This is a genomic window from Dehalococcoidia bacterium, assembly GCA_025054935.1.
In the GTDB taxonomy this organism is placed as follows: Bacteria; Chloroflexota; Dehalococcoidia; order SpSt-223; family SpSt-223; genus JANWZD01.
In genome coordinates, this window is record JANWZD010000003.1 from 77,658 (window position 1) to 98,967 (window position 21,310).

Annotated in this window: 23 protein-coding genes; 13 read left to right on the forward strand and 10 right to left on the reverse strand. The window is 66.0% G+C overall.

What is annotated here, in order from left to right:
- The first annotated feature begins 763 nt into the window (after nt 1-763).
- Complete coding sequence (locus NZ773_05165; protein ID MCS6801315.1) at nt 764-1,498, forward strand: nucleotidyltransferase family protein; 735 nt, start codon at nt 764-766, stop codon at nt 1,496-1,498.
- Here NZ773_05165 and NZ773_05170 read toward each other — a convergent pair.
- Complete coding sequence (locus tag NZ773_05170; GenBank protein ID MCS6801316.1) at nt 1,467-2,480, reverse strand: LLM class flavin-dependent oxidoreductase; 1,014 nt, start codon at nt 2,478-2,480, stop codon at nt 1,467-1,469. The genes NZ773_05165 and NZ773_05170 overlap by 32 nt on opposite strands.
- A gap of 87 nt (nt 2,481-2,567) precedes the next feature.
- On the opposite strand from NZ773_05170, the gene NZ773_05175 reads away from it, so the two are divergent.
- The 3 genes from NZ773_05175 (at nt 2,568) to NZ773_05185 (ending at nt 5,703) form a co-directional block, all read left to right on the forward strand.
- Nucleotides 2,568-3,524 carry a methylenetetrahydrofolate reductase gene (locus NZ773_05175; GenBank protein MCS6801317.1) on the forward strand — a complete coding sequence of 319 codons (957 nt, stop codon included), beginning with the start codon at nt 2,568-2,570 and terminating at the stop codon, nt 3,522-3,524.
- 65 nt (nt 3,525-3,589) lie between these two features.
- Nucleotides 3,590-3,982, forward strand: coding sequence for an iron-sulfur cluster insertion protein ErpA (gene erpA / locus NZ773_05180; GenBank protein MCS6801318.1), 393 nt, complete (start codon nt 3,590-3,592; stop codon nt 3,980-3,982).
- 725 nt (nt 3,983-4,707) lie between these two features.
- Nucleotides 4,708-5,703, forward strand: coding sequence for a MoxR family ATPase (locus tag NZ773_05185; protein MCS6801319.1), 996 nt, complete (start codon nt 4,708-4,710; stop codon nt 5,701-5,703).
- 3 nt (nt 5,704-5,706) lie between these two features.
- Here NZ773_05185 and NZ773_05190 read toward each other — a convergent pair whose 3' ends face one another.
- Together NZ773_05190 and NZ773_05195 are read right to left on the reverse strand one after the other, a co-directional pair.
- Nucleotides 5,707-6,900, reverse strand: a complete 1,194-nt coding sequence (locus NZ773_05190) for a M23 family metallopeptidase (GenBank protein MCS6801320.1) — start codon at nt 6,898-6,900, stop codon at nt 5,707-5,709.
- A 1-nt stretch (nt 6,901) separates the two neighbouring features.
- Nucleotides 6,902-7,105 (reverse strand): hypothetical protein, encoded by a 204-nt coding sequence (locus NZ773_05195; GenBank protein ID MCS6801321.1) that lies wholly within the window; start codon nt 7,103-7,105, stop codon nt 6,902-6,904.
- A 121-nt stretch (nt 7,106-7,226) separates the two neighbouring features.
- Between NZ773_05195 and NZ773_05200 the strand changes: the two genes are divergently transcribed.
- Nucleotides 7,227-8,648 (forward strand): class II fumarate hydratase, encoded by a 1,422-nt coding sequence (locus tag NZ773_05200; protein MCS6801322.1) that lies wholly within the window; start codon nt 7,227-7,229, stop codon nt 8,646-8,648.
- Between the two features lie 50 nt (nt 8,649-8,698).
- The gene (locus NZ773_05205) at nt 8,699-9,751 is read left to right on the forward strand and encodes a class I SAM-dependent methyltransferase (GenBank protein MCS6801323.1); all 1,053 of its coding nucleotides are present in this window, start codon (nt 8,699-8,701) and stop codon (nt 9,749-9,751) included.
- A 7-nt stretch (nt 9,752-9,758) separates the two neighbouring features.
- On the opposite strand, the gene NZ773_05210 is transcribed toward NZ773_05205, so the two are convergent.
- Genes NZ773_05210 through NZ773_05220 form a run of 3 tightly spaced genes read right to left on the reverse strand, consistent with a single transcriptional unit; the run spans nt 9,759 to nt 11,556 of the window.
- Nucleotides 9,759-10,151, reverse strand: a complete 393-nt coding sequence (locus NZ773_05210; protein MCS6801324.1) for a hypothetical protein — start codon at nt 10,149-10,151, stop codon at nt 9,759-9,761.
- Nucleotides 10,152-10,204: 53 nt separating this feature from the next.
- Nucleotides 10,205-11,020 carry a polysaccharide deacetylase family protein gene (locus NZ773_05215; protein ID MCS6801325.1) on the reverse strand — a complete coding sequence of 272 codons (816 nt, stop codon included), beginning with the start codon at nt 11,018-11,020 and terminating at the stop codon, nt 10,205-10,207.
- Nucleotides 11,008-11,556, reverse strand: a complete 549-nt coding sequence (locus NZ773_05220; GenBank protein MCS6801326.1) for a CinA family protein — start codon at nt 11,554-11,556, stop codon at nt 11,008-11,010. Before NZ773_05220 ends, NZ773_05215 begins: the two co-directional genes overlap by 13 nt.
- 43 nt (nt 11,557-11,599) lie before the next feature.
- Between NZ773_05220 and NZ773_05225 the strand changes: the two genes are divergently transcribed.
- Complete coding sequence (locus tag NZ773_05225) at nt 11,600-11,908, forward strand: hypothetical protein (protein ID MCS6801327.1); 309 nt, start codon at nt 11,600-11,602, stop codon at nt 11,906-11,908.
- Here the strand turns inward: NZ773_05225 and NZ773_05230 are convergent.
- Nucleotides 11,880-12,317, reverse strand: coding sequence for a hypothetical protein (locus NZ773_05230; protein MCS6801328.1), 438 nt, complete (start codon nt 12,315-12,317; stop codon nt 11,880-11,882). The genes NZ773_05225 and NZ773_05230 overlap by 29 nt on opposite strands.
- A 64-nt stretch (nt 12,318-12,381) precedes the next feature.
- Here NZ773_05230 and NZ773_05235 point away from each other — a divergent pair, with 64 nt between their 5' ends.
- Nucleotides 12,382-12,936: a DNA-3-methyladenine glycosylase gene (locus tag NZ773_05235; protein ID MCS6801329.1), complete on the forward strand. Its 555-nt coding sequence runs from the start codon at nt 12,382-12,384 to the stop codon at nt 12,934-12,936.
- 91 nt (nt 12,937-13,027) lie between these two features.
- Nucleotides 13,028-13,555 carry a hypothetical protein gene (locus NZ773_05240; protein ID MCS6801330.1) on the forward strand — a complete coding sequence of 176 codons (528 nt, stop codon included), beginning with the start codon at nt 13,028-13,030 and terminating at the stop codon, nt 13,553-13,555.
- 30 nt (nt 13,556-13,585) lie between these two features.
- Here NZ773_05240 and NZ773_05245 read toward each other — a convergent pair whose 3' ends face one another.
- Together NZ773_05245 and NZ773_05250 are read right to left on the reverse strand one after the other, a co-directional pair.
- Nucleotides 13,586-14,443 (reverse strand): alpha/beta hydrolase, encoded by an 858-nt coding sequence (locus tag NZ773_05245; protein MCS6801331.1) that lies wholly within the window; start codon nt 14,441-14,443, stop codon nt 13,586-13,588.
- Entirely contained in the window at nt 14,440-15,411 is a 972-nt protein-coding gene (locus NZ773_05250; protein ID MCS6801332.1) for an aminopeptidase, read from the reverse strand. Before NZ773_05250 ends, NZ773_05245 begins: the two co-directional genes overlap by 4 nt.
- Before the next feature lie 126 nt (nt 15,412-15,537).
- Here NZ773_05250 and NZ773_05255 point away from each other — a divergent pair, with 126 nt between their 5' ends.
- The gene (locus NZ773_05255; GenBank protein MCS6801333.1) at nt 15,538-17,106 is read left to right on the forward strand and encodes an ABC transporter substrate-binding protein; all 1,569 of its coding nucleotides are present in this window, start codon (nt 15,538-15,540) and stop codon (nt 17,104-17,106) included.
- A gap of 28 nt (nt 17,107-17,134) precedes the next feature.
- On the forward strand, nt 17,135-18,706 hold the full coding sequence (locus NZ773_05260) for an ABC transporter substrate-binding protein (protein MCS6801334.1): 1,572 nt from the start codon (nt 17,135-17,137) through the stop codon (nt 18,704-18,706).
- A gap of 54 nt (nt 18,707-18,760) precedes the next feature.
- Here NZ773_05260 and NZ773_05265 read toward each other — a convergent pair whose 3' ends face one another.
- Nucleotides 18,761-19,501 carry a hypothetical protein gene (locus tag NZ773_05265; GenBank protein MCS6801335.1) on the reverse strand — a complete coding sequence of 247 codons (741 nt, stop codon included), beginning with the start codon at nt 19,499-19,501 and terminating at the stop codon, nt 18,761-18,763.
- 121 nt (nt 19,502-19,622) lie between these two features.
- Between NZ773_05265 and NZ773_05270 the strand changes: the two genes are divergently transcribed.
- Both NZ773_05270 and NZ773_05275 read left to right on the forward strand, forming a co-directional pair.
- Complete coding sequence (locus tag NZ773_05270) at nt 19,623-20,474, forward strand: alpha/beta hydrolase (GenBank protein MCS6801336.1); 852 nt, start codon at nt 19,623-19,625, stop codon at nt 20,472-20,474.
- Nucleotides 20,471-21,307 (forward strand): sulfurtransferase, encoded by an 837-nt coding sequence (locus NZ773_05275; GenBank protein ID MCS6801337.1) that lies wholly within the window; start codon nt 20,471-20,473, stop codon nt 21,305-21,307. The genes NZ773_05270 and NZ773_05275 overlap by 4 nt, the downstream gene beginning before the upstream one ends.
- Nucleotides 21,308-21,310 lie beyond the last annotated feature (3 nt).

Below are 21,310 nucleotides of genomic sequence, written 5' to 3' on the forward strand. Positions count from 1 at the left end.
GAGCCCGGGAAAGCGGGGCAGGGTCGGATCATTCGTGACGAACGCGGCCGCGCCGCGTGAGACTGCAGCGGCAAGGTGGATCGCCTCCCGCTGTCTCAGCCCGAAGCGGGCTTGCAGGGCGGCGGCGTGGCGACGCTGTTCACTGAGCCTCCAGCTATCATCAACAGAAAGGTGCGGAACCGCGTCATCAGGATGCGATAATCGTGACGCGCTTCTGGGCGGCCAAGGGCAAGAGGACGCACCTCGATCTCCATCTGGGTCAGGAATGACGTTATCCCGCGAAGACGACCGTGCGCTCTCGCGTCTAAGAGAGTGCCCGCCGGTTTTGCCTCCGCGGAGGAGTTCTGGAACAGATAGAGAGCGAGGAGTCCAGCGCGACGGTGCTGTGCGCGGTCAGCAGTTCGAGCCGTGCAGCGATCGTCCGCTCGCTGCTGCCGCTGGCCGTTTCCGCTGCGCCTGCTCCGGCATGGCTGCGGGAGGTCCGCCGAGATGGCGAACGTACTCTTGTGGGGCGATCCCCTCCCAACGGTCGGCATGAAGGCCACCAGCCGCCTTACGGGGTCGTCGGGGCGGACAGAGACGAGGATCGCATCGCCACGACGCGGCTCGAGGATAAGCTCATCTCCCTCCTAGACCGAGAAAGCTCCGCCAATTATCTTCGGCAGGGAGAGGCGCCGGCTTTTGCTCAATCGGAGAGTTCGCCCATAGATCTCATTCCAGAGCAAGCGGGAGAGCGCGCAGGCAATCCCGGTATACTCCGGCTGTGCCGCTGCCTGTTGCTATTCTCGCCGGCGGACTCGCGACCCGCCTGCGGCCGATCACCGAGCGCATCCCCAAGGTGCTGATCGACGTTGCGGGCCGGCCGTTCGCTGAGCGCCAGATCGCCCTGCTGCGCCAGAACGGCTATACCCGCCTCGTCTATCTCCTCGGCTATTTGGGGGAGCAGGTCGTTGCCCAGCTTGGCGACGGCAGCCGCTACGGCGTCGCTATCGACTACGTCTTCGATGGGCCGCAGCTTCGCGGAACGGGGGGCGCGATCAAAGCGGCGCTGCCGGTGCTTGGCGAGCGGTTTTTCACCCTCTATGGCGACTCCTATCTCGACATCGACTACGCTGCCGTCGAGCGAGCGTTTCTCGCCAGCGGCAAGCCGGCGCTGATGACGGTCTTCCGCAACGCCGGGCGCTGGGATCGCTCGAATGTCGTCTTTCGGGATGGCCGCGTGGTCTGCTACGACAAGCGCGCGCCAACACCGGAGATGGAGTATCTCGATTACGGCCTCAACGCCTTCGAAGCGCGCGTGTTCGACCGCTACCCTGCCGACCAGCCGTTCGATCTTGCCGACGTCCAGCATGACCTTGCCGCGCGTGGCGAGCTCGCCGGCTATGAAGTGACGACGCGCTTCTATGAAGTGGGGTCGCCGGCGGGGCTGGAAGAGGCGGTGCGCTATTTCGAGGCGCTCGACCGACTCAGCGGCCAAACGCCTCGATCATCAGGTTGATGTTCTCGCGGATCCGCTCCGGCGACATCAGGAACGACGCGGTATAGAACGTCATCGTGGAGACCACCTCCTCATACCGCTTCGCTTGCCGGCGCACGTCGTCGATCGTGCCGAAGATGGCATGCTGTTCGGCAACTTCGTCGGGAACGGCAGCGATCAGCCGTTCTGGGTCCTCGTTGTGCTGAAAGAACGCCTCTTGGATGGCGTGGCGCACGGATTCGAGCCCTTGCGAGTCAAGGACGATCGCGTAGGAGCGCGTTGCCATGAAGCGACCCATGTGGAACTTCACTTCGCGCAGCGCCTGTTTCCGGTCGTTGCTGATCGCCGTGATGATCCACGCCTGATGGTCAAAGCCGTCACGCGTTCGGCCGGCACGGGCGAGCCCGATGTCGATCGAGGGCCACGCCACCTCCTGAATGAATCGAACCGAGGCGATCGGGTGCCCGCACAGCCCATCGCACAGCTCCCCCGCGAGCCGGAACATCGCGCGGTTCACGGCCGCAAGGTAGATGGGGGTCAGCGGCACTTCCTGCGGCCGCCGGCGGGAGGCGCCCATCCCGCTGCCGACATAGCGGTAGTACGTCCCCTCGAAGGTGACCGGTTCGCTGCTTGGCGTTGTCCAAACGAGCCGGAACAGCCGGATCAGTTCGCGCAGCCGGCTCGCTGGGTGCTCAAACGCCTCGCCCAACTGGTTGATGTTCATCCGCTTGGTCCCGCCGCCGAGGCCGAGGATGAAGCGTCCGCCCGAGAGAACCTGCAGGTCAACGCAGTGCTGCGCTAACGACCGCGCATCGTGAGCAAAGGCGCGGATCACCCCGCTGCCGATCTTCGCCCGCTTTGTCGTCAGGCTCATCGCCCCGAACACCGGGATACTCTCTCCCGAGTTCCAGATGTAGTCGAAGCCCGCTTCGTCCGCTTTGCGCGCCAGGTCCGCCTTCTCGGTCAGCTCGCTGTAGGCGAGCGAAATGCCGCGTCGTGCCATCGCTCTCTCCATCTTCCCGGTGCCTGCCATCATAGATCACCGCCGAACCGCTCTTCGTCGCGGCCTCGGTTGCGTACACTCAAAGGGATGAGCGCAGAAGTGGTGAGCCGGTTTGCCTGCCGCCTCAAGGCCGGGGCGTTCGTGGTGACGGGGGAACTCTCTCCCCCGCGCAGCGGCGACGCAAGCCTGTTTCGCCGCCGCCTTGCTGAGGCGCGAGCGGTGGTCGATGCCGTCAATATCACCGACAACCCCGGCGCCTCCGTCCATGCCAGCCCGCTCGCCGGCGCGGCGATTGCGCTTCAGGAGGGGGTGGAGCCGATTGTGCAGCTGGTCTGTCGCGACCGCAATCGGCTCGCCCTCCAAAGCGACCTGATCGGGGCGTGGCTGCTTGGGGTGCGCGCCGTGATGGCGATGACCGGCGACCCGGTGACAGCGGGGGACCACCCGACGGCCAAAGCGGTGTTCGATCTCGACTCATTCGGGCTCATCCGGCTGATCGCCCGCATGCGCGCGGGCGAACTGGATAACGGCCGCCCTCTTCCCGCTCCGCCCCGCTTTGTCATCGGCGGGGCGGAGGCCCCCTTTGCAGGGCCGATCTCCTCGACGGTCGATCGTCTCGAGCGCAAGGTCGAGGCGGGGGTCGAGTTCATCCAAACCCAGTTTGTGTGGGAGGCCGATCGGTTTGCCGACTGGATGGCGGAAGTCCGGCGGCGTGGCCTCCACCAGCGCGTCGCGATCCTGCCGGGGGTAGGCGTGCTGCGTTCGGCCGCCTCGGCGCGCTGGCTTGGCGATCACCTCGGCCAGCCGGTTCCCCCCGCGATCATCGGCCAGCTCGAGGCCGCCGGGCCGACGGATGGCGCCCAGGTGGGCGCCTCCATCGCCGCTGCGTTGATCAACCGCCTGCGCGCGATCGAGGGAGTTGCCGGTGTCCATCTCCTGCCGGTTGCTTGGCCGGCGGGGCTGCGCGCCGCTGTTGAAGCGGCGGGGCTACTGCCGACACCGTCATCCTCCGCTTCGCTTGACACCCCCCCACGCCGGGGGTGATACTTCCGTTGTCACCTTGTGAGCGCCGGTGTTCCGGCGCAGCTGACACTGGAGGCGGATCGCCAATGATCACGATTACTCCCGATGCAGTGCAGAAGGTCGAGCAGCTTCTCGAGCGCGAGGGCAAGCAGGGGTACAGCTTGCGCGTCTTTATTGCCGGCGGCGGCTGCTCGGGGTATCAGTACGGCCTCATGTTTGACGATCAGCGCCAAGAAGACGACGAGGTCGTGCCGGCGGGCAAGTTCGATATCCTCATCGACGGCGAAAGCGCCATGCTCCTCTATGGTGCCGAGATCGACTACGTCGACAGCCTGATGGGCTCGGGGTTCACCATCCGCAATCCAAACGCCGTCGCGAGCTGTGCCTGCGGCCAATCGTTTACGGTCAAGCAAGAGAGCGGGCATGCCCACGCTGCCGCAGGCGGCTGCGGGTCTGGCTGCGGCTGCGGCGGCCACTGAGATCTGCGCAGCATCGGCGCGCTGGGAGAGATCCCAGCGCATTTTTGTTTGCGCTGCCTTCGGCGCTCGTTGAGGCCGACGGTCTAGCCCGCCGGCAAAACACGCGGCGCTTGTCCCGCTCGGAAGAGCGCGACGGCCTGCCGTCCGGCGAGGCGCCGAGGCGAGTGCGGCCCAGTGCCGTCTCCGCGTCGCTCCCAACGACGGTCAGTCCTCGGGGCGGTTCCTCCGCAAGGCGCTGCACTGCGTCCCGGCTGAGGCGCGAAGCGACGCCGTCGAAATGGTTGCGGAGGGCGACCTGTGGCGCGATGCCGAGAGCGGTCGGTCACCGCCTTGCGCCGGCGGAGGGTGCCACCGGAGCAGGAGAACAGTTGCGCCTTCCCAACCGCGGCGCGCCCCGCTGAAGGGGGCGTTCCGGCGGAGCGGGCGGTCGGGGATGTCGGCGCGGCGCTCCCTGCGCGCATTTCAGCGCTCGGGCGAACCAGGTTCGGGCCTGCTCGCAGTCGGCGGCAACGCCGCTTTGGCCCGCGCCGGCAGGGTCGCGAGCAGGGCACGGCCGACATTGGCGATCACAGCATGTATTCGCCTGAGCCGACCAGCGTGGTCGCGCGCTCGGCCGCTCACTGCCTGTCGCGCGTTCTCCGAGGGCGGCAATGGTATCTGCGGTGCCTGATGCCTGATACTTGCCGAGACGGCCTTCCGAACGCGAGGCAACGAGAAGGAGCGCAATGACAACGACCTCCGACCGTACGCTGACCCCGAGCGAATTTCGAGCCATTGCCGAGGCGATCCAGCGCGAAGTCGCGAAAGTGATCGTCGGGCAGACCGAGGTAGTTCGTTCTGTGCTCGTCGCGCTGATCTCGGGAGGCCATGTCTTGCTGGAAGGAGTGCCCGGCCTCGGCAAGACGATGCTGGTCCGCACGCTCGCCGAGACGCTCGACCTCCACTTCAGCCGCATCCAGTTTACTCCTGACCTGATGCCCTCCGACATCATTGGGACAAACATCATCGTCGAAGACGATCACGGCCGGCGCTCCTTCCGCTTTCAGGCGGGGCCTGTCTTCGCCAACCTCGTCCTCGCTGACGAGATCAACCGCGCCACCCCGAAGACCCAGAGCGCCTTGCTCGAGGCGATGCAGGAGCATACGGTTACCGTCAGCACTGCCGTCCATCGGTTGCCCGAGCCGTTCTTTGTCCTCGCTACCCAGAACCCGATCGAGATGGAAGGCACCTATCCCCTGCCGGAGGCACAGCTCGATCGGTTCTTTTTCAAGCTGCAGGTCAGCTATCCGCCGGCGAACGAGCTTGCCGAGATCCTGGACCGGACCACCTCGGCCGCCCACGTAGTGGTCGAGAAAGTGGCCAATGGCGCTCTCGTCGAGCAGATGGGGGCGCTGGCGCGCGAGGTGCCGATCGCGCGCCACGTTCGCGAATATGCCGTGCGGCTGGTGCTGGCGACCCATCCCGACCAGCCGGGCGCGCCGCCCGTCGTTCGCCAGTATGTGCGCTATGGCGCGAGCCCGCGCGGGGCGCAGGCAATGATCCTTGCTGCGAAAGTGCTGGCGCTGCTCGACGGCCGCTTCAATGTCGCCTTCGACGACCTGCGCCAAGTCGCGCTGCCGGCGCTTCGGCATCGAATAATCCTCAACTTCCAAGCTGAAGCCGAGGGCCTGACGACCGACCGCGTGCTGGCCGAGATTGTGCGCGCGGTCCCCGAGGAGTAGCGCCTAGAGAAATCGGGTGCGCAGCCATTCCATCGGCTCGACCGCGACCCCAGCGACCCGGATCTCGAAGTGGAGATGCGGGCCGGTCACCATGCCGCTTGCGCCGGAGAGCGCGATCGGCTGCCCGCGATTGACGAGCTCGCCCGGCCGCACGTCGACCCGCGAGAGATGGTAGTAGGTGCTGTGGACGCCGAGGCCATGGTCAAGGATGACCGCGGTTCCCCGCACGGGCAGTGTCTCCGCGAAGACGACCCGGCCGCGTGCGACGGCGTTCACCGGCGTCCCGACGGGAACGTCGAAGTCCGTGCCGAGATGGCGGCGCCGCACCTGACCGTTGTAGGTGCGGTCGACCCCGAAGCCCGAGGAGATGACCCCGCGCACTGGCGGATCGAAGGGGCCGTCCCACAGCTTTTCCGTGCCGCTGCCCGAGTAGTATTCGGCGAGCTGCTGCAGCTCCAAGTCATACTGCCCTGAAGTGAAGAACCGGAACAGTTCGGGCGCGAGGACGATCTGCTCGGAAAGAAATGACCCTCGCGTGATCTGCAGGGGTGCGTCGAGCGTCGCTTCGTTGCCGGCACGATCTTTGGCGACCAGCTTGAGGGTCCGCGTGCCGACCGGGGCGGCCGCGTCGATGCCGACAAAGGCGACATACGTCCCGTTGGTCTCTGCGAACGTGACCGGGACGGCGTCGTCGAGGGAGACGGCAAGCTGCACCGGCTCGTTCGCCCGCGCTTGCAGCAGCAGTGTGCGCCCTTGGGCCGCTGTCGGCGCCCGGGGCTCGAGGAGCACCTGGGGCGGAGTGTTGTCGGTCGCGAAGCGCGCCTCGACCCAACGGACGTTGCGCCGCAGCGAACCGTCGGCAACTGCGACCCGGATCACGTGCTCGCCGTCGCGAAGCTGGCGGGTGTCGATCGCGATGACGCGCGCCGGCTCGATCGGCCGGCCGTCGAGCGTCGCCTCAAGGAACGACCAGCTCGGCACGGCGCCGACCTCAACGCGGAGGGAGACCGGTCCGCGGCTGACGCCCTCGGGGACGATGATCCGTGCCTCCGGCGGCGTGGTTGCGGTCAGCCACCAGCCGATGACACTGAGGACGTCGCGGCCGGGCGGGCTCGCGACGGCGGCCGCGCCAAGGGCGCCCGCGCTGCCGAGCAGAAATGCCCGGCGAGAGATGCCTCGGGAGCGCCGCCGCCGCATCTCAGGTCCACGTCACAACAGAGGGGTCGTCGACGAGCCCGCGCTCGACCGCAAGCTCACGGATGCGGACGAGCGTCATGTTCACCTCGTCGGTCAAAAACTCCCACTCCGGCTTTGCTACTTCGTCTTTGTAGTAGGGAGAGTTGACCCGCAGCACCTTCTTGGTCGCTTTGTTGAACCAAATGCCATTAATCGGCCGATCCATCGATCCTCCGGGGAGCGGCAGGATTATACCGAGCGCGCCGCTCCCGAACCAGACGTGCGCCGTTGACAGGCCGTTCAAGCCGTTCGTACCATCCCGTTGAGCCACTCCGAAGGAGCGATGTGTGACCAGCCATCCGACCCATCGTATCGAGAAGGATTCCCTCGGCCCGATGGAAGTGCCGGCGACGGCCTATTACGGCGCCCAGACGCGCCGCGCCGAACTCAATTTCCCCATCAGCAATCTGCGCTTGAGCCACCGTTTTCTCCGCGCGCTCGCGCAAATCAAGCGCGCGGCCGCTGAGGTGAACCGCGACCTCGGCCTGCTCGAACCGCGCATTGCCGACGCGATTGTCAAGGCGGCCGACGAAGTGATCGCGGGCAAGCTCGACTCTCAGTTCGTCGTCGATGTTTTTCAGACTGGCTCCGGCACCTCGACGAATATGAACATGAACGAGGTGATCGCGAACCGGGCGATCGAAATGCTCGGCGGGACGATCGGCTCGAAAGACCCCGTTCATCCGAACGACCACGTCAACCTCGGCCAATCGTCCAACGATACGATCCCTACGGCCATGCAGGTGGCGGCGCTGACAGCGATCAAGGAAGACCTGCTTCCTGCGCTCGAGCAGCTCCGCGCCTCACTCGACCGCAAGGTCGAAGAGTTCTGGCCGGTGATCAAAACGGGCCGCACCCACCTGCAGGATGCCACTCCGATCCGGCTCGGGCAGGAGTTCCTCGGCTATCGCGGCCAAGTGGAGCGGGCAATCCGCCTCTGCGGCCACGCGATGGAAGAACTGAGTGAAGTGCCGCTTGGCGGCACCGCGGTGGGGACCGGGGTCAATACCCACCCCGATTTCGCCCGCCTCGTCTGCGAAAAACTGTCGGCGTGGAATAATGTCACTATCCGCGAGACCACCAATCACTTCCAAGCCCAGTCCACGATCGACCCGGTTGTCGAAGCGAGCGGCGTGCTCAATACCATCGCCGTCAGCTTCATGAAGATCGGAAACGATATCCGCTGGCTCGGTTCGGGGCCGCGGGCGGGGCTGTACGAGATCCAGCTGCCCGAGGTGCAGCCCGGCAGCTCCATCATGCCGGGGAAGGTGAACCCGGTCATCGTCGAAAGCTTGCTGATGGTGTGCGCCCAAGTGATCGGCAATCACACGACCATCACGATCTGCGGGCAGTGGGGCAACTTCGAGCTGAATGTGATGATGCCCGTCGCGGCGTACAATCTGCTCCAGTCGATCGAGCTGTTAGCGAGGGCGAGCGAGAACTTCGCCCGTCAGTGCGTCGACGGCCTCAAGGCGACCGAGCGCGGCCCCGAGATGGTCGAAAAAGGGTTAGCGATCTGCACGGGGCTTGCGCCGCGGATCGGCTACGATGCTGCTGCCGAGATTTCGAAGGAGGCGTTTCGCACCGGGCGAACCATCCGCGAGGTTGCGCGCGAGCGGACGACCTTGACCGAAGCCGAGCTCGACGAACTGCTGGACCCGGTCGCCATGACCAAGCCGGGGCTCGGTTCCGGCATCTCTGTCGGCTAAGAAGCGCGCGGCGGCGCACCGCCGCTCCGGATCCTTCTGACGAGGAGGGGATGATGCCAGAGCAATGGGGCACGACCCCCGCGGCCGCAGAGCGCGAGGACGAAAGCTACCTCTACTTTGCCGAGGGGCTGCGCGCCTTCACGCAGACGCACGTCGCGCCAGTGATGACGAAGATCGCGGAAGCGGCGCTGGCTGCCTCCCCGCCCTCGTCGCTTGCTGAGGTGAAGCGCCGGCTCGACCCGCTGCCGATTGTCGCCTCGCGCAATCGGCTGATGCGGTCGACGCAGGAGATGAAATGGGTCGGCATCAATGCCACCTATCGCAAGCGGGAGGCCGAGCTGCTGGCGGCACTCGATGCGGCCGATCGCAGCGGCCCCGGCTCCGTGCGGTATGACCCCAACTTTGTCTATCCCGCCTATTTTCGCGACAGCCGCTTTCACCTCCAGCCCGGCGGCTACTGGGCCGACCCGCTCGCCGGCTTTTTCTATCACTACGGAACGAAGGTGTTCTTCACCGGCCGCAACAACGACGATGACATCCAGCGCGAACTCGTAGCGCTGATCCCGCTGCCGGCCGATGGACACGTGCGTCGCGTCCTCGATCTCGGGTGCTCTGCCGGCCAGAGCACAACTGCCCTCAAGGAACGGTTCCCCCAGGCCGAGGTGTGGGGGATCGATATTGCAGCGCCGATGGTGCGCTATGCCCACTATCGCGCGGTCAGGATGAACCTCGATGTCCATTTCGCCCAGATGAAGGCCGAGGCGCTGGAGTTCCCTGACGAGAGCATGGATATCGTCTGGGCGTTCATCCTGTTTCACGAGGTGCCAGTCGAGATCGGGCAGCAGATCGTCCGCGAGGTCTACCGGGTCTTGCGGCGCGGGGGAGTGTTCGCCTTGGCGGACTTCCCGAACCGCCCGCCGGAGCAGGCGGCGACGGTCGCGGGCTACATCCGCGACTTTGACACCCATCACAACGGCGAGCGCTTCGGCAGCGACTTCGTCTATTCCGACTTTGTCGGGACGATGCGCCGGGCGGGGTTTTCATCGGTCACGCCGGATGCCGCTCCGGGCAACTGGATCCCAGTGCGGGTCTGCGTCAAGTAGCGGGCAGCTAAAAGTTCTTCTCGAACATCAGCCACGAGGCGTATTGGTTCGTCGGGTTAATCCACCCATTCTTCAGATTGACGAACCACTCCGCGCCGATCCAGACGCCATTTTCGCGCAGCGCGAAATGGACGAGAAAGCGGCGGTCGCCGAGGTCCTTCGCGCTCCAGCCGACCACCTCTTGGCTGTGGCCTGCTCGCCGGGAGTTCTCAATCACCACAGTGATCCGGTCATCGATCGTCTGAGGGCGGCCGGGGACCGGCTCGAACTTCCGCACCAGCTGGATCGCTGCTTGATCGTCGGGGAGCTCTGAGGCGCCGGAGACAGGGGAGAGCCCGCCGCTGCGGAGCACGAGGACGACAAGGAGGACGATAGTGGCGCCCAGGATGCCACCGCGCATTGCGCACCGCCCGCCTGAGGAGAGATGTCAGGGGACGATTGTACCAAAGAGCGCTAGGGACGATCGTCGGCGAACAGCTGACTGAGCGTTACGATGGTGAACCCGCGCGCCTGCAGGCGCTGGATGATCTGGGGCAGGACGGCTGCTGTCTGCGCCGAGTCGAGATGCTGCACAACGATTGCGCCGCCGCTCGCCCGGTTCGCCACAGTATTGAGCACGTCGGCGTTCGAGTAGTCGGTGCGCCAGTCGCCCGAATCGAGCGTCCAGTAGACCGAGTAATAGCCCAAGCTGCCGATCACCGACAGGACCCGGGCGTCGCGGTTGCCGAAAGGCGGCCGAAACCACGGCTTCGTCGACATCCCAGTGAGGGAGACGATGATCTCTTCCGTGCGCTGAATCTCGGCGACGATCTCTGGCGAACTGAGCGTGGTGAAGCGGGGATGGGAATAGCTGTGGTTCGCCAGTTCATGGCCGTCGGCGACGATCCGCCTAGTCAGCTCCGGATTCCGCTCTGCCCACTGCCCGGTGAGAAACATCGTCACGCGGAGGTTGGCGGCTTTCAAGGTATCGAGGATAGCCGGCGTGTGGCGCGAGCCGGCGCCGGCGTCGAAGGTGAGGGCGACCATCGACGATTGAGGGTCGCCGCGAACGATCTCTGGGGCACTCGCCGGGGGCGGCAGCCGGAGCCGAGGGGACGGAGGAGGGGTCGGCGTCGGCGGCTCAGGTGTTGGGGTCGGAAGCGGCGTCGGAGTGGCGGTCGGTGGGACGATGGCGGTGGGGCTCGGCACCGGCGTTGGAAACGAGGGCGGCACGCCGCTGCCGCCGCACTGGATGAGAAAGCCGAGCAGCGCGCAGATCAGCCACTCCATCGCTTCCCTCCCGCGACGTTCCTGTTTTCCAATCGTAGCGAGCGTGATCGCCGCAGCGCAACGCTCTCGCTCTCCTCAAGCGCGGCGGCGAGGAACTGCGCGGCCGCGCGCGCAAAGCCCCGCATGTTGGCGCGGCGGCCTTGGTCGGGCAGCTGAACTGTCGCGCTGCGCCGCATGGCGGGACCGACAAGCGCGAGGCAGGTGAGGCCGGCCGGCTTCGATGACTGACGGCCGGTCTGGGGGCCGGCGATCCCGGTCTCGGCGACCGCCCAGTCGGCGCCGAGGCGCTGGCGCGCGGCGTCCGCGAGCCGGAGCGCCGCCTCCTCGCTCACCGCGCCCGCCGCGCCGAGGTCCTCTACCCCGAGGAGCGCTCGTCGCGCCGATGCGCTGTAGGGCACAACGCCGCCGACCAGCCACGCTGACGCACCGGGGACCTGAAGCAGAGCGGCAAGAAGCAGCCCGCCGGCGGAGGTTTCGACCACGGCGAGGGTCTCGCCTCGCCGCCGCAGCGCCCGTCCAATTCTGGTTGCGCTCATTCTTGCTCCCGCCCGCGCAGGCCGGGCTTGCTACAATCGGCTCATGGAGCCGCGCTGGGACATTGAGGCGACCGGGACGATCATCGCCGTTGACCGCGAGCAGCCGGCAGCGCGTGTCCGCTGCCAGATCTGGATTATTCCCCCGACCGAGGCCTTGCCGGGGAAGTGGGGCGGACGGATGGAAGTGATCGAGCGGATTGACCTGCGCGCCTCGGACTTCATGTTCCGGCTGGTGCTCGACGATGGGCGGACGGCAGACTGCTTCGCCGAGTTCGATCTCCAGCGCGGCATCGGCCGGATTGATGGCAATGGTCCTCCGCCGCTCAGCGAGACACCGGCCAGAGATTCTTGAACCCGCGGCCGGTGATCGCCGAGAGGATGGTGGCGCGCTCGAACGCCCGCAATTCCTCCAGCGCGCGTTCGGCGTCGGCAAGGCTCTGGCGAAACCCGCCCCGCTCGAGACGGCGGACCAGCCGGTCCCACAGCCCAAGCCGGACAAGCGTCTCGACATACTTTGGCCACGGCACAAAGGCGATACGATTGGGCTGCGGGAATTGCGGGCGCAGGCGCCGCAGGCTCCGGTAGCGCTCCTGCAGCGAACTGGCCATCGGCATCACCCGAATGAGCGGCTCTGAGGTCGCGTCGGTCCGCATGTCGACGACCAAAGTCCGGGCGAATAAGGGAAAATAAACCGAGAGCACCTCGGCATCCTCGAAGTTCCGCTCGATCTCGTGGAAATCGAGACCAAATTCGTAGTCCATCGCCACTTTCCGACCGGTTCCCTCCTGCCCTGCGCATTGCCGGAGCCCGTCTATGATTGGGGAAGTGCTGCCGCGCGCATTTTACGATCGGCCGACCTTGGAGGTCGCTCAGGACCTTCTCGGCAAATACGTCGTCCACCTCCACGCCGGGGTGCCGCGTGCCGGCAAGATTGTCGAGGTGGAAGCGTATATCGGCGAAGAGGACCGCGCCTGCCACTGCCGCTTCGGCCGGACCGCGCGGACAGCGCCGATGTACGGGCCGCCGGGCCATGCCTACCTCTACCTGATCTACGGCACCTCGACGATGCTCAATGTTGTGACCGAAGGGGTCGACCGTCCCGCGGCGGTCCTGATCCGGGCGCTTGAACCGGCAGAGCACGTTCTCGGCCGCACCGATGGACCGGGCCGGCTCACCGCTGCGCTCGCTATCCCTCGCTCGCTGAACGGCCACGATCTGCTCCAGCCGCCGCTGCTGCTCGTCGATCGCGGCGATCGTCCCGCCCGGGTTGTCGCGACTGAGCGGGTCAACATCGACTACGCGGGCGAGTGGCGCGCCATGCCGTGGCGGTTTCTCGACCCTGACAGCCGCTTTCTCTCGGTCCGCCCCCGTAAGATATAGACAGCATCTATATCAAAGCCGGAGAACGTCAATCAGCATTGAGCTTACACGGCGTTAACATAGCAGCGCAAGGCATCTCGGAGGAACAACGATGCTCGTCAATGACTCTCTCACCGGTCTTGAACGCATGACCATCAGCGCGGCGCGGTTCTACGGCGTGGAGAGTTCGGCGGGCGTTGTTGCGTCGCCGGCCAATGGCCGGTGCTCCGCGGAGGCGCCGCTTCCCGACATCGCCAGCCGGCTCGGGGCGCGCCGCGGCCAGACGTTTTGCGCCTATGGACCAGGCGACCAGCAGATCCTCGACGTTCTCGCCGAGGCGTGCCGTGCGCGTGCGGCACAGCTCGAGGAGGCGGACCTCGTGCTCTACTGGCCCGTCAGCCGCGAGGCACTCCAGCGCGATCTCCCGGCGCTCGTTGAGCGGCTGCAGCCCCAGAGCGACCTCTGGATTATTGTCCCCGGTCCAGGCCGCCTTGATGGCGCTGGAGCGTCGCTCCCTCAAGGCGAGGTGCTCGCTCTCGCCCGTCAGGCAGGCTTGATCGACAACCGCGTCGCCTTCCTGTCGGAGCGCGAGTTCGGCTATCGCTTCCGTCGCGCGCTCCAGAATGGGAACGGCCACTAAAGCGCCGGCCGCGCGCTGAGAGAACGTCCGTCAGCCCCCGGCGCTCTCGTCGCCGCGGAGGAACGGCAAGATAGCGTCGGCGAAAGCGCGAGGGGCAGTGAACGGCGCGACGTGGCTGATCTCGGGCACGACGAGGCTGCGGCCATTGGGCAGCAAGGCCGTCAACCGCTCGCGGTCGACCCGCGGGTCAGCTCCGCTGCGCAGTACCCCTTGGCCCGCGCAGAGGATGAGCGTCGGGGCGGTGATCTTAGGAAGCCGGTCAACAAGCGGCTGCCGTTCGATCGTGTAGGGTGCGGCGGTCGCCCAGCCGCCCGGGCCGTAGATCTCGCCCCCCGCCTTCGGGCCTTTGTAAACCGCTTGGAAGAGCACATAGAAGCGGCGCTGGACGTCGTCGAGGCGCACCTCCCCCAGCATCCCGCTATATTGGTTCCACAGCGCAAGCAGATGGCTGCCGTCCGGCTGCGGGTCAGGGGCGGGGAAGCGGGTGGCATGCACCCCGCGCAGCTCGGGGCGCGATCCCCAGTCGAACAGCTCGGAGAGGACCAGCCGCTCAATCCGCTCTGGAGCCATGGCCGCAACTTCCGCCGCGAGGTTCGCCCCCGTCATATGGCCGAGGAGGGAGAAGCGCGCGAAGCGGAGCGCATCCACCGCGCGCAGGATCGCCGCCGCAAACTGCTCGGCGGTCGTGTAGGGCGTTGGCGGTCGGTCGGAGTCGCCGTAGCCCGGCAGGTCGAGCGCGACAACGCGGAACTCCGGGCTGAGAAGCGGAATCAATCGTTCGAACGACCGGGGGTCGGGCGTCATGTGGAGCAGGACGAGGGGCGGTCCCTCTCCCTCGGTCCAATAGTGAAGCTGCCCGTCGACGGTGTCGATGAACCCGCGTTTCATACGAGAAGCTGCCCCTCGCGGACGATCAGGTGGCCGTCGGCCCAGACAGTGGGGCGCACGATCAAGCCGTCGATGTGGAGCGGGCTGAAGGTGCGCCCGCGCAGCCCCGTGCTGTTGCCTAGGCCGACATGGACGGTGCCCCACCGCTTTTTCGCCTCTTGGATGTCGCCGGCGAGGTTGGCCTTGGGGTTTGTCCCGATCGACACCTCGGCAACGACATCGGCGTTCTCGACGCCACCGATCAACGCGCGGAGCTGGTCGGCTTCAGCTCCTCCTTCAATGGCAGTGACGCGGCCGTCGCGGACCGTAAGCCGGATCGGCGCGGTCAAGTGGCCGATGCTATGAACCGGGCCGTCGTAGACAACGACCCCATTCATCGACCCTTCGATAGGAGCGTGAGGCACTTCGCCAAACGGGAATGTGCCGATGCGGCCGGGTTCCCGCGCTCTGCCGATCGACAGGTTGGGCAGTCGGTCGGCGACGCTGCAGGTAAAGTCTGTCCCATTCGCTGACCAGACCCGCAGCTCCCGCGCCGGCGCAAGCACCTCATACAGCCGGGTCGTGATTGCGGCGACCTCGTCCGGGTCAGCCGCCGCCGCGCCGTGGGTCATCGTCTCACGGTCGATCGAAATCGAGATCAGCCGGATGCGCTTCTCGTCGAGCGCTTGGCGGATGCGGGGGCTGAAGTGAATAACGGTGGTCGTTGGGCAGATCACAAGCGTTGCCCCGTCGACGGCATGCTGGACGATCGCCGTCGCTGGGGCGCCGGCGACCGGACGGGCGGGCATAACCGCTACTGTTGGCTCGGCACCGACCGCTGCGACCGCGGCCGTCAGTGCCTGGACTACCGCTGGGTCGGACCGATGGTCCGCGACAATCAGCACCTGTTCGCCGGGCTGAGTTGCTGCGGCTTCGTTGACCACCCAGCTCGCCGTCTTGGCAAGCGCGATTGCTGCCCAGTCCATCATGGGGCCATTCTAGCCGAGCAGCGGAGGCACAGCGCAACGACCGAATGATGGCGTCGTGCCATCTCTCACTCTCTTTATGGTACGTTTTTCTCAGCTTTTCCTCAGATGAACGGAGGTCATGCAGGAATGCGTCCGCAGCTGCTCTTGGTCGCGTTCCTCCTCTCTGCCTGCGCTCCGGCAGTATCGAATGCCCCGACGGCGCCCGACCTCCCGCCTGAGGTCCCGCAACTGCTCCGCGTGATCACCAGTTCTGTTCCGACCTCGCTGACGCCCGCGGCGGGCACGGCAGGCCATTTCATGGTGTGGACGCTCTACGACAGCGTAACCCAGTTTGGCCCGAACTTCGAGGTGCGCCCTTCGGTTGCGGAGCGATGGGTGGTGTCGCCCGACGGCATGACCTGGGTGCTCACCCTGCGCGGGGATCTCCGATGGCCGGACGGAACCGCCCTGACGGCCGCCGACGTCGTCTTCAGCCTCGACCAAATCCGGCTTCGACGCTGGCCACAGGCGTCCTTGTTCTCCTCGATCGCCGCGGCGCGCGCCGTCGATCCGCTCACCGTCGAGTTGGCGATGCGGTTGCCGGACATGACGCTTCCCAATCATCTGCCGTATCTCTGGGTGTTGCCTCAGGCGCATCTTGACCGCATCGGGATCGATCAGTTCGCGCTGCGGCCCATCGGCTCTGGCCCCTACGAGGTGGCAGAATTTCGGCCGGGGGTATCGCTCGTTGTGCGCAAGCGCGCCATCGCCGACGGGGGGACACTCCATCCGTTCCGCCGACCGATTGCCGACGAGATCCGGTTCACCGCGGTGATAGACCCTCTCCAAGCGGTCGCCGCCCTCCGCAACAACGAAGCCGATATCGCCGCCGTGCATGCCTTCAGCGCAAGCCACATCGACCAGTTGCGTGCCGCTAAGATGACAGTGCTGGTCTTCCCGCTGGCGACAACCGCTCTCGCCTTCCCTGACGGCGCCCTTCAGCTGCGCGCCTCGCCGCTTCGCGACAAGCGGGTCCGCCTTGCGCTCAATTACGCAGTCGACAAGACGGCGCTCGCCGCCCTCTTCTACGGCGCGGAGCCGGTCGGGCAGTATGCCTCCCCGGGCAGCGTGTACTGGGACCCCAGCGCGGCGCCGTATCCCTACGATCCGGCGCGTGCGAGACAGCTCCTCGCTGAAGCTGGCTTCCCGAATGGAGTGCGGATCGAGAGCGGGATCGAGTATCAGCCGAGCCTCCTCCCGACGGAGATTGCGCTCATCGTCCAAGGCGCTCTCGCTGAAGTTGGGGTCGAAGCCCCCTTGGTTCCGCTTGAGGCGACCGCCTACCTCGAAAAAGCGTATGGCCGCAATGGGCAGCTGAAGGCAGAACTGTTCGGCGCGACGGTCCTCGATTCAACCGGCGTTGCCACCGGGATGCGGACTTTCCTCGGCTGCGCAAGCCCGGCCGGGAGCGGCATCGTCGGGCGCTGGTACTGCAATCGGGAGTGGGACCGCCTGATCAGCGAGGCGATCGCCGAGCGCGACCCCGAGCGGCGCCGCTTCCTGATGCGCGAAGCAAACCGGATCCAGCGCGAGGATGTGCCCTTCCTCTTCCTCATCGTTCAGCCGGGCTACACGGTGCTCGCGCCCCACGTGCGCGGCCTCCACATAGACTATTTGAGAATTTTTTCGCTCGACCCTGCCTATCGGGTACGATAGAGGCCGAGAAGAGGCCGAGGAGGGGTCGATGAGAGGATCGATTCGCTGCGCTGCGCTGCTCATCTCAGTCGCCTTTGTCGCGTGCGCGCCCGCCGCTCCGACCGCTGCGCCGGCTGCCCCCGCTGAGCAGCGCGACGAACGGCAGGTGCTCAATGTTGCTGTCGGGTCGATCACGGCGAACATGACCCCGGCGGCCGCAGGGGGCCATTGGATCCGCTGGCATCTCTACGACACGCTGACCAAGTTCGGCCCGAAGTTCTCCGTCGAGCCCCAAGTTGCAACGCGGTGGGATCTGTCGGCCGACGGCCTGAACTGGCGCTGGACAATCCGCTCCGACATGACGTTCAGCAACGGCGACAGGCTGACCGCTGACGATGTCGCCTTTTCCTTCACCGAGATGTTCGCGCGCAACTGGCCAGGACGCGCCAACTTCATCAACGTTGTCCCCGAGAGCGTCAGGGCGGTCGACGCGACGACAGTCGAGTTCAGCACGCGCGTGCCCGATGTCACGGTCCTCGCCTCGACTCCGCTCGTCTTTATCATCCCGAAGAAGTACTACGAGTCGGTGGGGTTTGACGGCTTTCTCCAGAAGCCGATCGGCTCCTCGCCGTATGAGATGGTGGACTACCGTGCCGACGCTTCGGTGACGTTCCGCAAGCGGGCTGCTCCCCATCCCTTCCGGACCCCGCAGAATACCGAGATCACTTTCCGGGTGGTGCCCGATACCGGCCAGCAGATCAACGGCCTGCGGACGGGCGAACTGGACATCCTGACTGTCAACACCTTTACTCCCGACCAGCTCGACGCGATCCAGCGTGCAGGCGGCACCACTCAGTTCTTCAAGGTCTCGACCCTCGCGTTCTTCTTCCCGCAGGGAACGCTCGAGGCGAAGAACTCACCGCTGCGCGATAAGCGCGTCCGCCAAGCGCTCAATTACGCCATCGACCGCGAGGCGATTACCAAGCTGTTCCGCGAGGCGGAGGTCGCCAGCCAATTCGCCATTCCGGACAGCCCCTACTTCAATCCGGCGATCCGGCCCTATCCCTACGACCCGAACCGGGCGCGCCAGCTGCTCGCCGAAGCGGGATATCCGAACGGGTTCCGCGTTGAGACTGGGATGGAGTTCCCCTCCTTCACCATCAAGCAGGAGATCGCCCTTGCGGTCCAAGCAAACCTGAAGGCGATTGGGGTCGAGGCCGAACTGATCCCGCTTGACTTTGTGCAAGCTGCCACCAAAGGCGCGGGGCGCGGCAACGAGCTGAAGGCGGAGATCTTCGGCACGGTCGCCGGCGACTCCAACGGCTTTATCTCGGGCATCCGGCAGAACATCGGCTGCGGCAAGCCGGTCGGCTCGCCGCCGACTGCGCTGTGGTGGTGCAACCAGCAGTGGGACCGGCTGCTCGACCAAGCCTACACTGAGCGCGACCCCGCGAAGCGGGCGCCGCTCTTCCACCAGGCCGCGCTGATCATGGCTGAGGACGTGCCCGTCATGCCGCTCATCGTCCAGCCGAGCCATTCGTCTTGGTCGAGCAAGGTGCGCGGCGTCGAAATGCCGTACTTCTTCTACTTCACCCTCGACAGCGCCTATAAGGTGAAATAGGCGCCGCCGCCGCGCTCACCCCTCCCGCCGAGGGGGGGGAAGCGTGCGGCGGGGTTACGTTCCGAAGACGGCGTCGAAGATCCCGTTGGTCGTCTCCCAGCCGACGACCGCGGCCATGATCTTCGAGGCGACGGACTCGTAGTCTGAGCGTTTGTACGCCCCGCGGATCAGCTGGTTGCGGCGGGCGTTGTAGTGCTCGCGCTCCGCTTCGGGAACGGGCTCGGCCTTCTCCCAGACATCGAGCCACACCTTCACCGCCTCGCGTTGGAAGGCGAGCGCCGTCTCAAGCCCTTCATAGCGAAGCGGCAAGTGGAGGGCGAGGCACGAGCCAAGCTGGTTCGTGAAATACGCCGGAGGCGGCGGCTCAGGCTGCACGCGGTGCTCGATCAGTTTCGGCCACCAGCTGTAGATCAGCTCTTTGTAGCCCGAGAGGTAGCGGTCGTAGTAGTCGCGGTGGTAGGCGATATCCTGCATCGGCAGGAAGTCGGCCGTCATATTGAAGTGATCGGGCCGCTCGTAGAGGTCGATCCCGAGCCCGGGGAAGTCGTAATCCTCCGCCGGCCAGCCGAGGCAGAGATGCTCGCGCACCCGGCCGAGCGCAAAGAACCGATGGACGGTGATGCGCTCGATCTTGGGCGCGCGGAAAACGGCGAGGTCTTCCCACCCGCGGTCGGTTTCCGTGCGGCGGACATAGTCGGGAACCGGGAGCGGCTCAAGCGGGAGCCGCTCCTTCAGCAAGGCGAGATAGGCGTCTGCTTGTTTGAGGTCATCATCCCACAGTTCGGTTCGATTCATCGCTCCCCCTCCTGTCGGTATGCGCCCCTTCTACCATTATCGAGCTGAGTCAGTCAATCCGACTGGCCGACCGCCGAACCGCTTGGATACAATCGCTTCCAGCCAGCCACCGGAGGAATGGGTGAGGGCAGACCTAACGCCGCGCCACGGCCATGTCATCGTCGATGGCCTGCGGCTTCATTATCTTGCCTGGGGCGACCCGGCGAACCCCCCGATGCTCCTGCTCCATGGGGTCGGGCAGCAGGCGCACAGCTGGGACTTTGTCGCGATGGACCTCGGCCAGGACCATTACGTCATCTCGCTTGATCAGCGCGGGCATGGCGAGAGCGATTGGGCGCCTGACCGAGATTATTCCCCAGAGGCGTTCCAGCGCGATCTGGATGGCGTCGTCGATCACCTTGGGCTGAAGCAGTTCGTGCTCGTCGGGCTGTCGATGGGGGGGATGAATGCGATCCGCTTCGCGGCGCGCCGGCAGCATGAGCTGCGCGGCCTCGTCGTCGTCGATATCGGTCCCGAGGTGATCGAGCGCGGGGGGCGCGAGATCCGCGCCTTCATGGAGATGGACGACGAGCTCGACACGTTCGAGGAATTTGTCGAGCGGGCGGCGCGGTTCAATCCGCTCCGCCCGAAAGAGAGCTTTCGCGGCAGCCTCCAACATAACCTGAAGCAACTGCCCTCGGGCAAGTGGACATGGAAGTACGACAAATACTTCCGTGATCCCACGGTCGAGCGGAAACGCCCCGATCTCTGGCCGGATGTGCGGCAGCTTCGCCTGCCAGTCCTCGTTGTGCGCGGCGAGTACAGCCATGTGCTCGGCGAAGAGCAAGCCCGGGTGTTCGTCGAGGCGCTGCCAGATGCGTCGTACGTCGTCATTCCGGGCGCAGGCCATCTCGTGCCCGGCGACCAACCGGATCGCTTCAGTGACGCCTTGCGCGCCTGGCTGCGGACGCGCAGGCCGGAGGGAATTCGATGACCGATCCTCGCGGAATGCTGGTCGATGTCAGTTGGGTGCGCGAGCGGCTGCACGATCCGCAGCTGCGCCTGCTCGATGTCCGGAAACCGGCCGAGTTCGAGGCAGGCCATCTGCCCGGCGCGGTCAACGTCGATATCTACGACCTGCACTGGTGGGACTCGTCACCCGAGGGGCTGCCCGGCTTCCGCCGCCAGCACGAGCAGGCGTTCGGTGCCGCGGGACTGAGCCGCGACCACACGATTGTCGTCTACGGCCAGACTACAGACATGCTCGCGGCGCGGGCACTGTGGGTGCTCAAGCTGTTCGGTCATCCCCGGGCGTATCTCCTCGATGGGGGAATTGCTGCCTGGCAGGAGAGCGGAGGCGCGCTCGAGCGCGGTCCAGTCGTTCCCGCGCCCGCCGACTATCGCTCCGAGTGGCATCCTGAGATCCTCGCCGGCTGGCCCGAGGTGCGCGCCGCCATCGGGAAGCCGGGCACAGTTCTGCTCGACACGCGGTCGCGCGAGGAGTACACCGGCACCCTGGTCCGCTCCAAACATGGAGGCGCGATCCCCGGCGCGATCCACCTCGAATTCAGCAACAACATCGGTCCCGACGGCCGCCTCAAATCCCCCGACGAGCTGGCGGCTCTGTACCGGGCGCGCGGTGTCACCCCCGACAAAGAGGTGATCGCCTACTGTCACGGCGGCTACCGGGCAGCGCATACTTGGCTTGCCCTCACCGTTGCCGGCTATCCGCGCGTAAAAAATTATGTCAGCTCATGGGGCGAGTGGGGCAATCGCGATGATCTGCCCATTGAGCGCCCGAGCGCGCAGGATGACCCCGTCGCGTAGCGA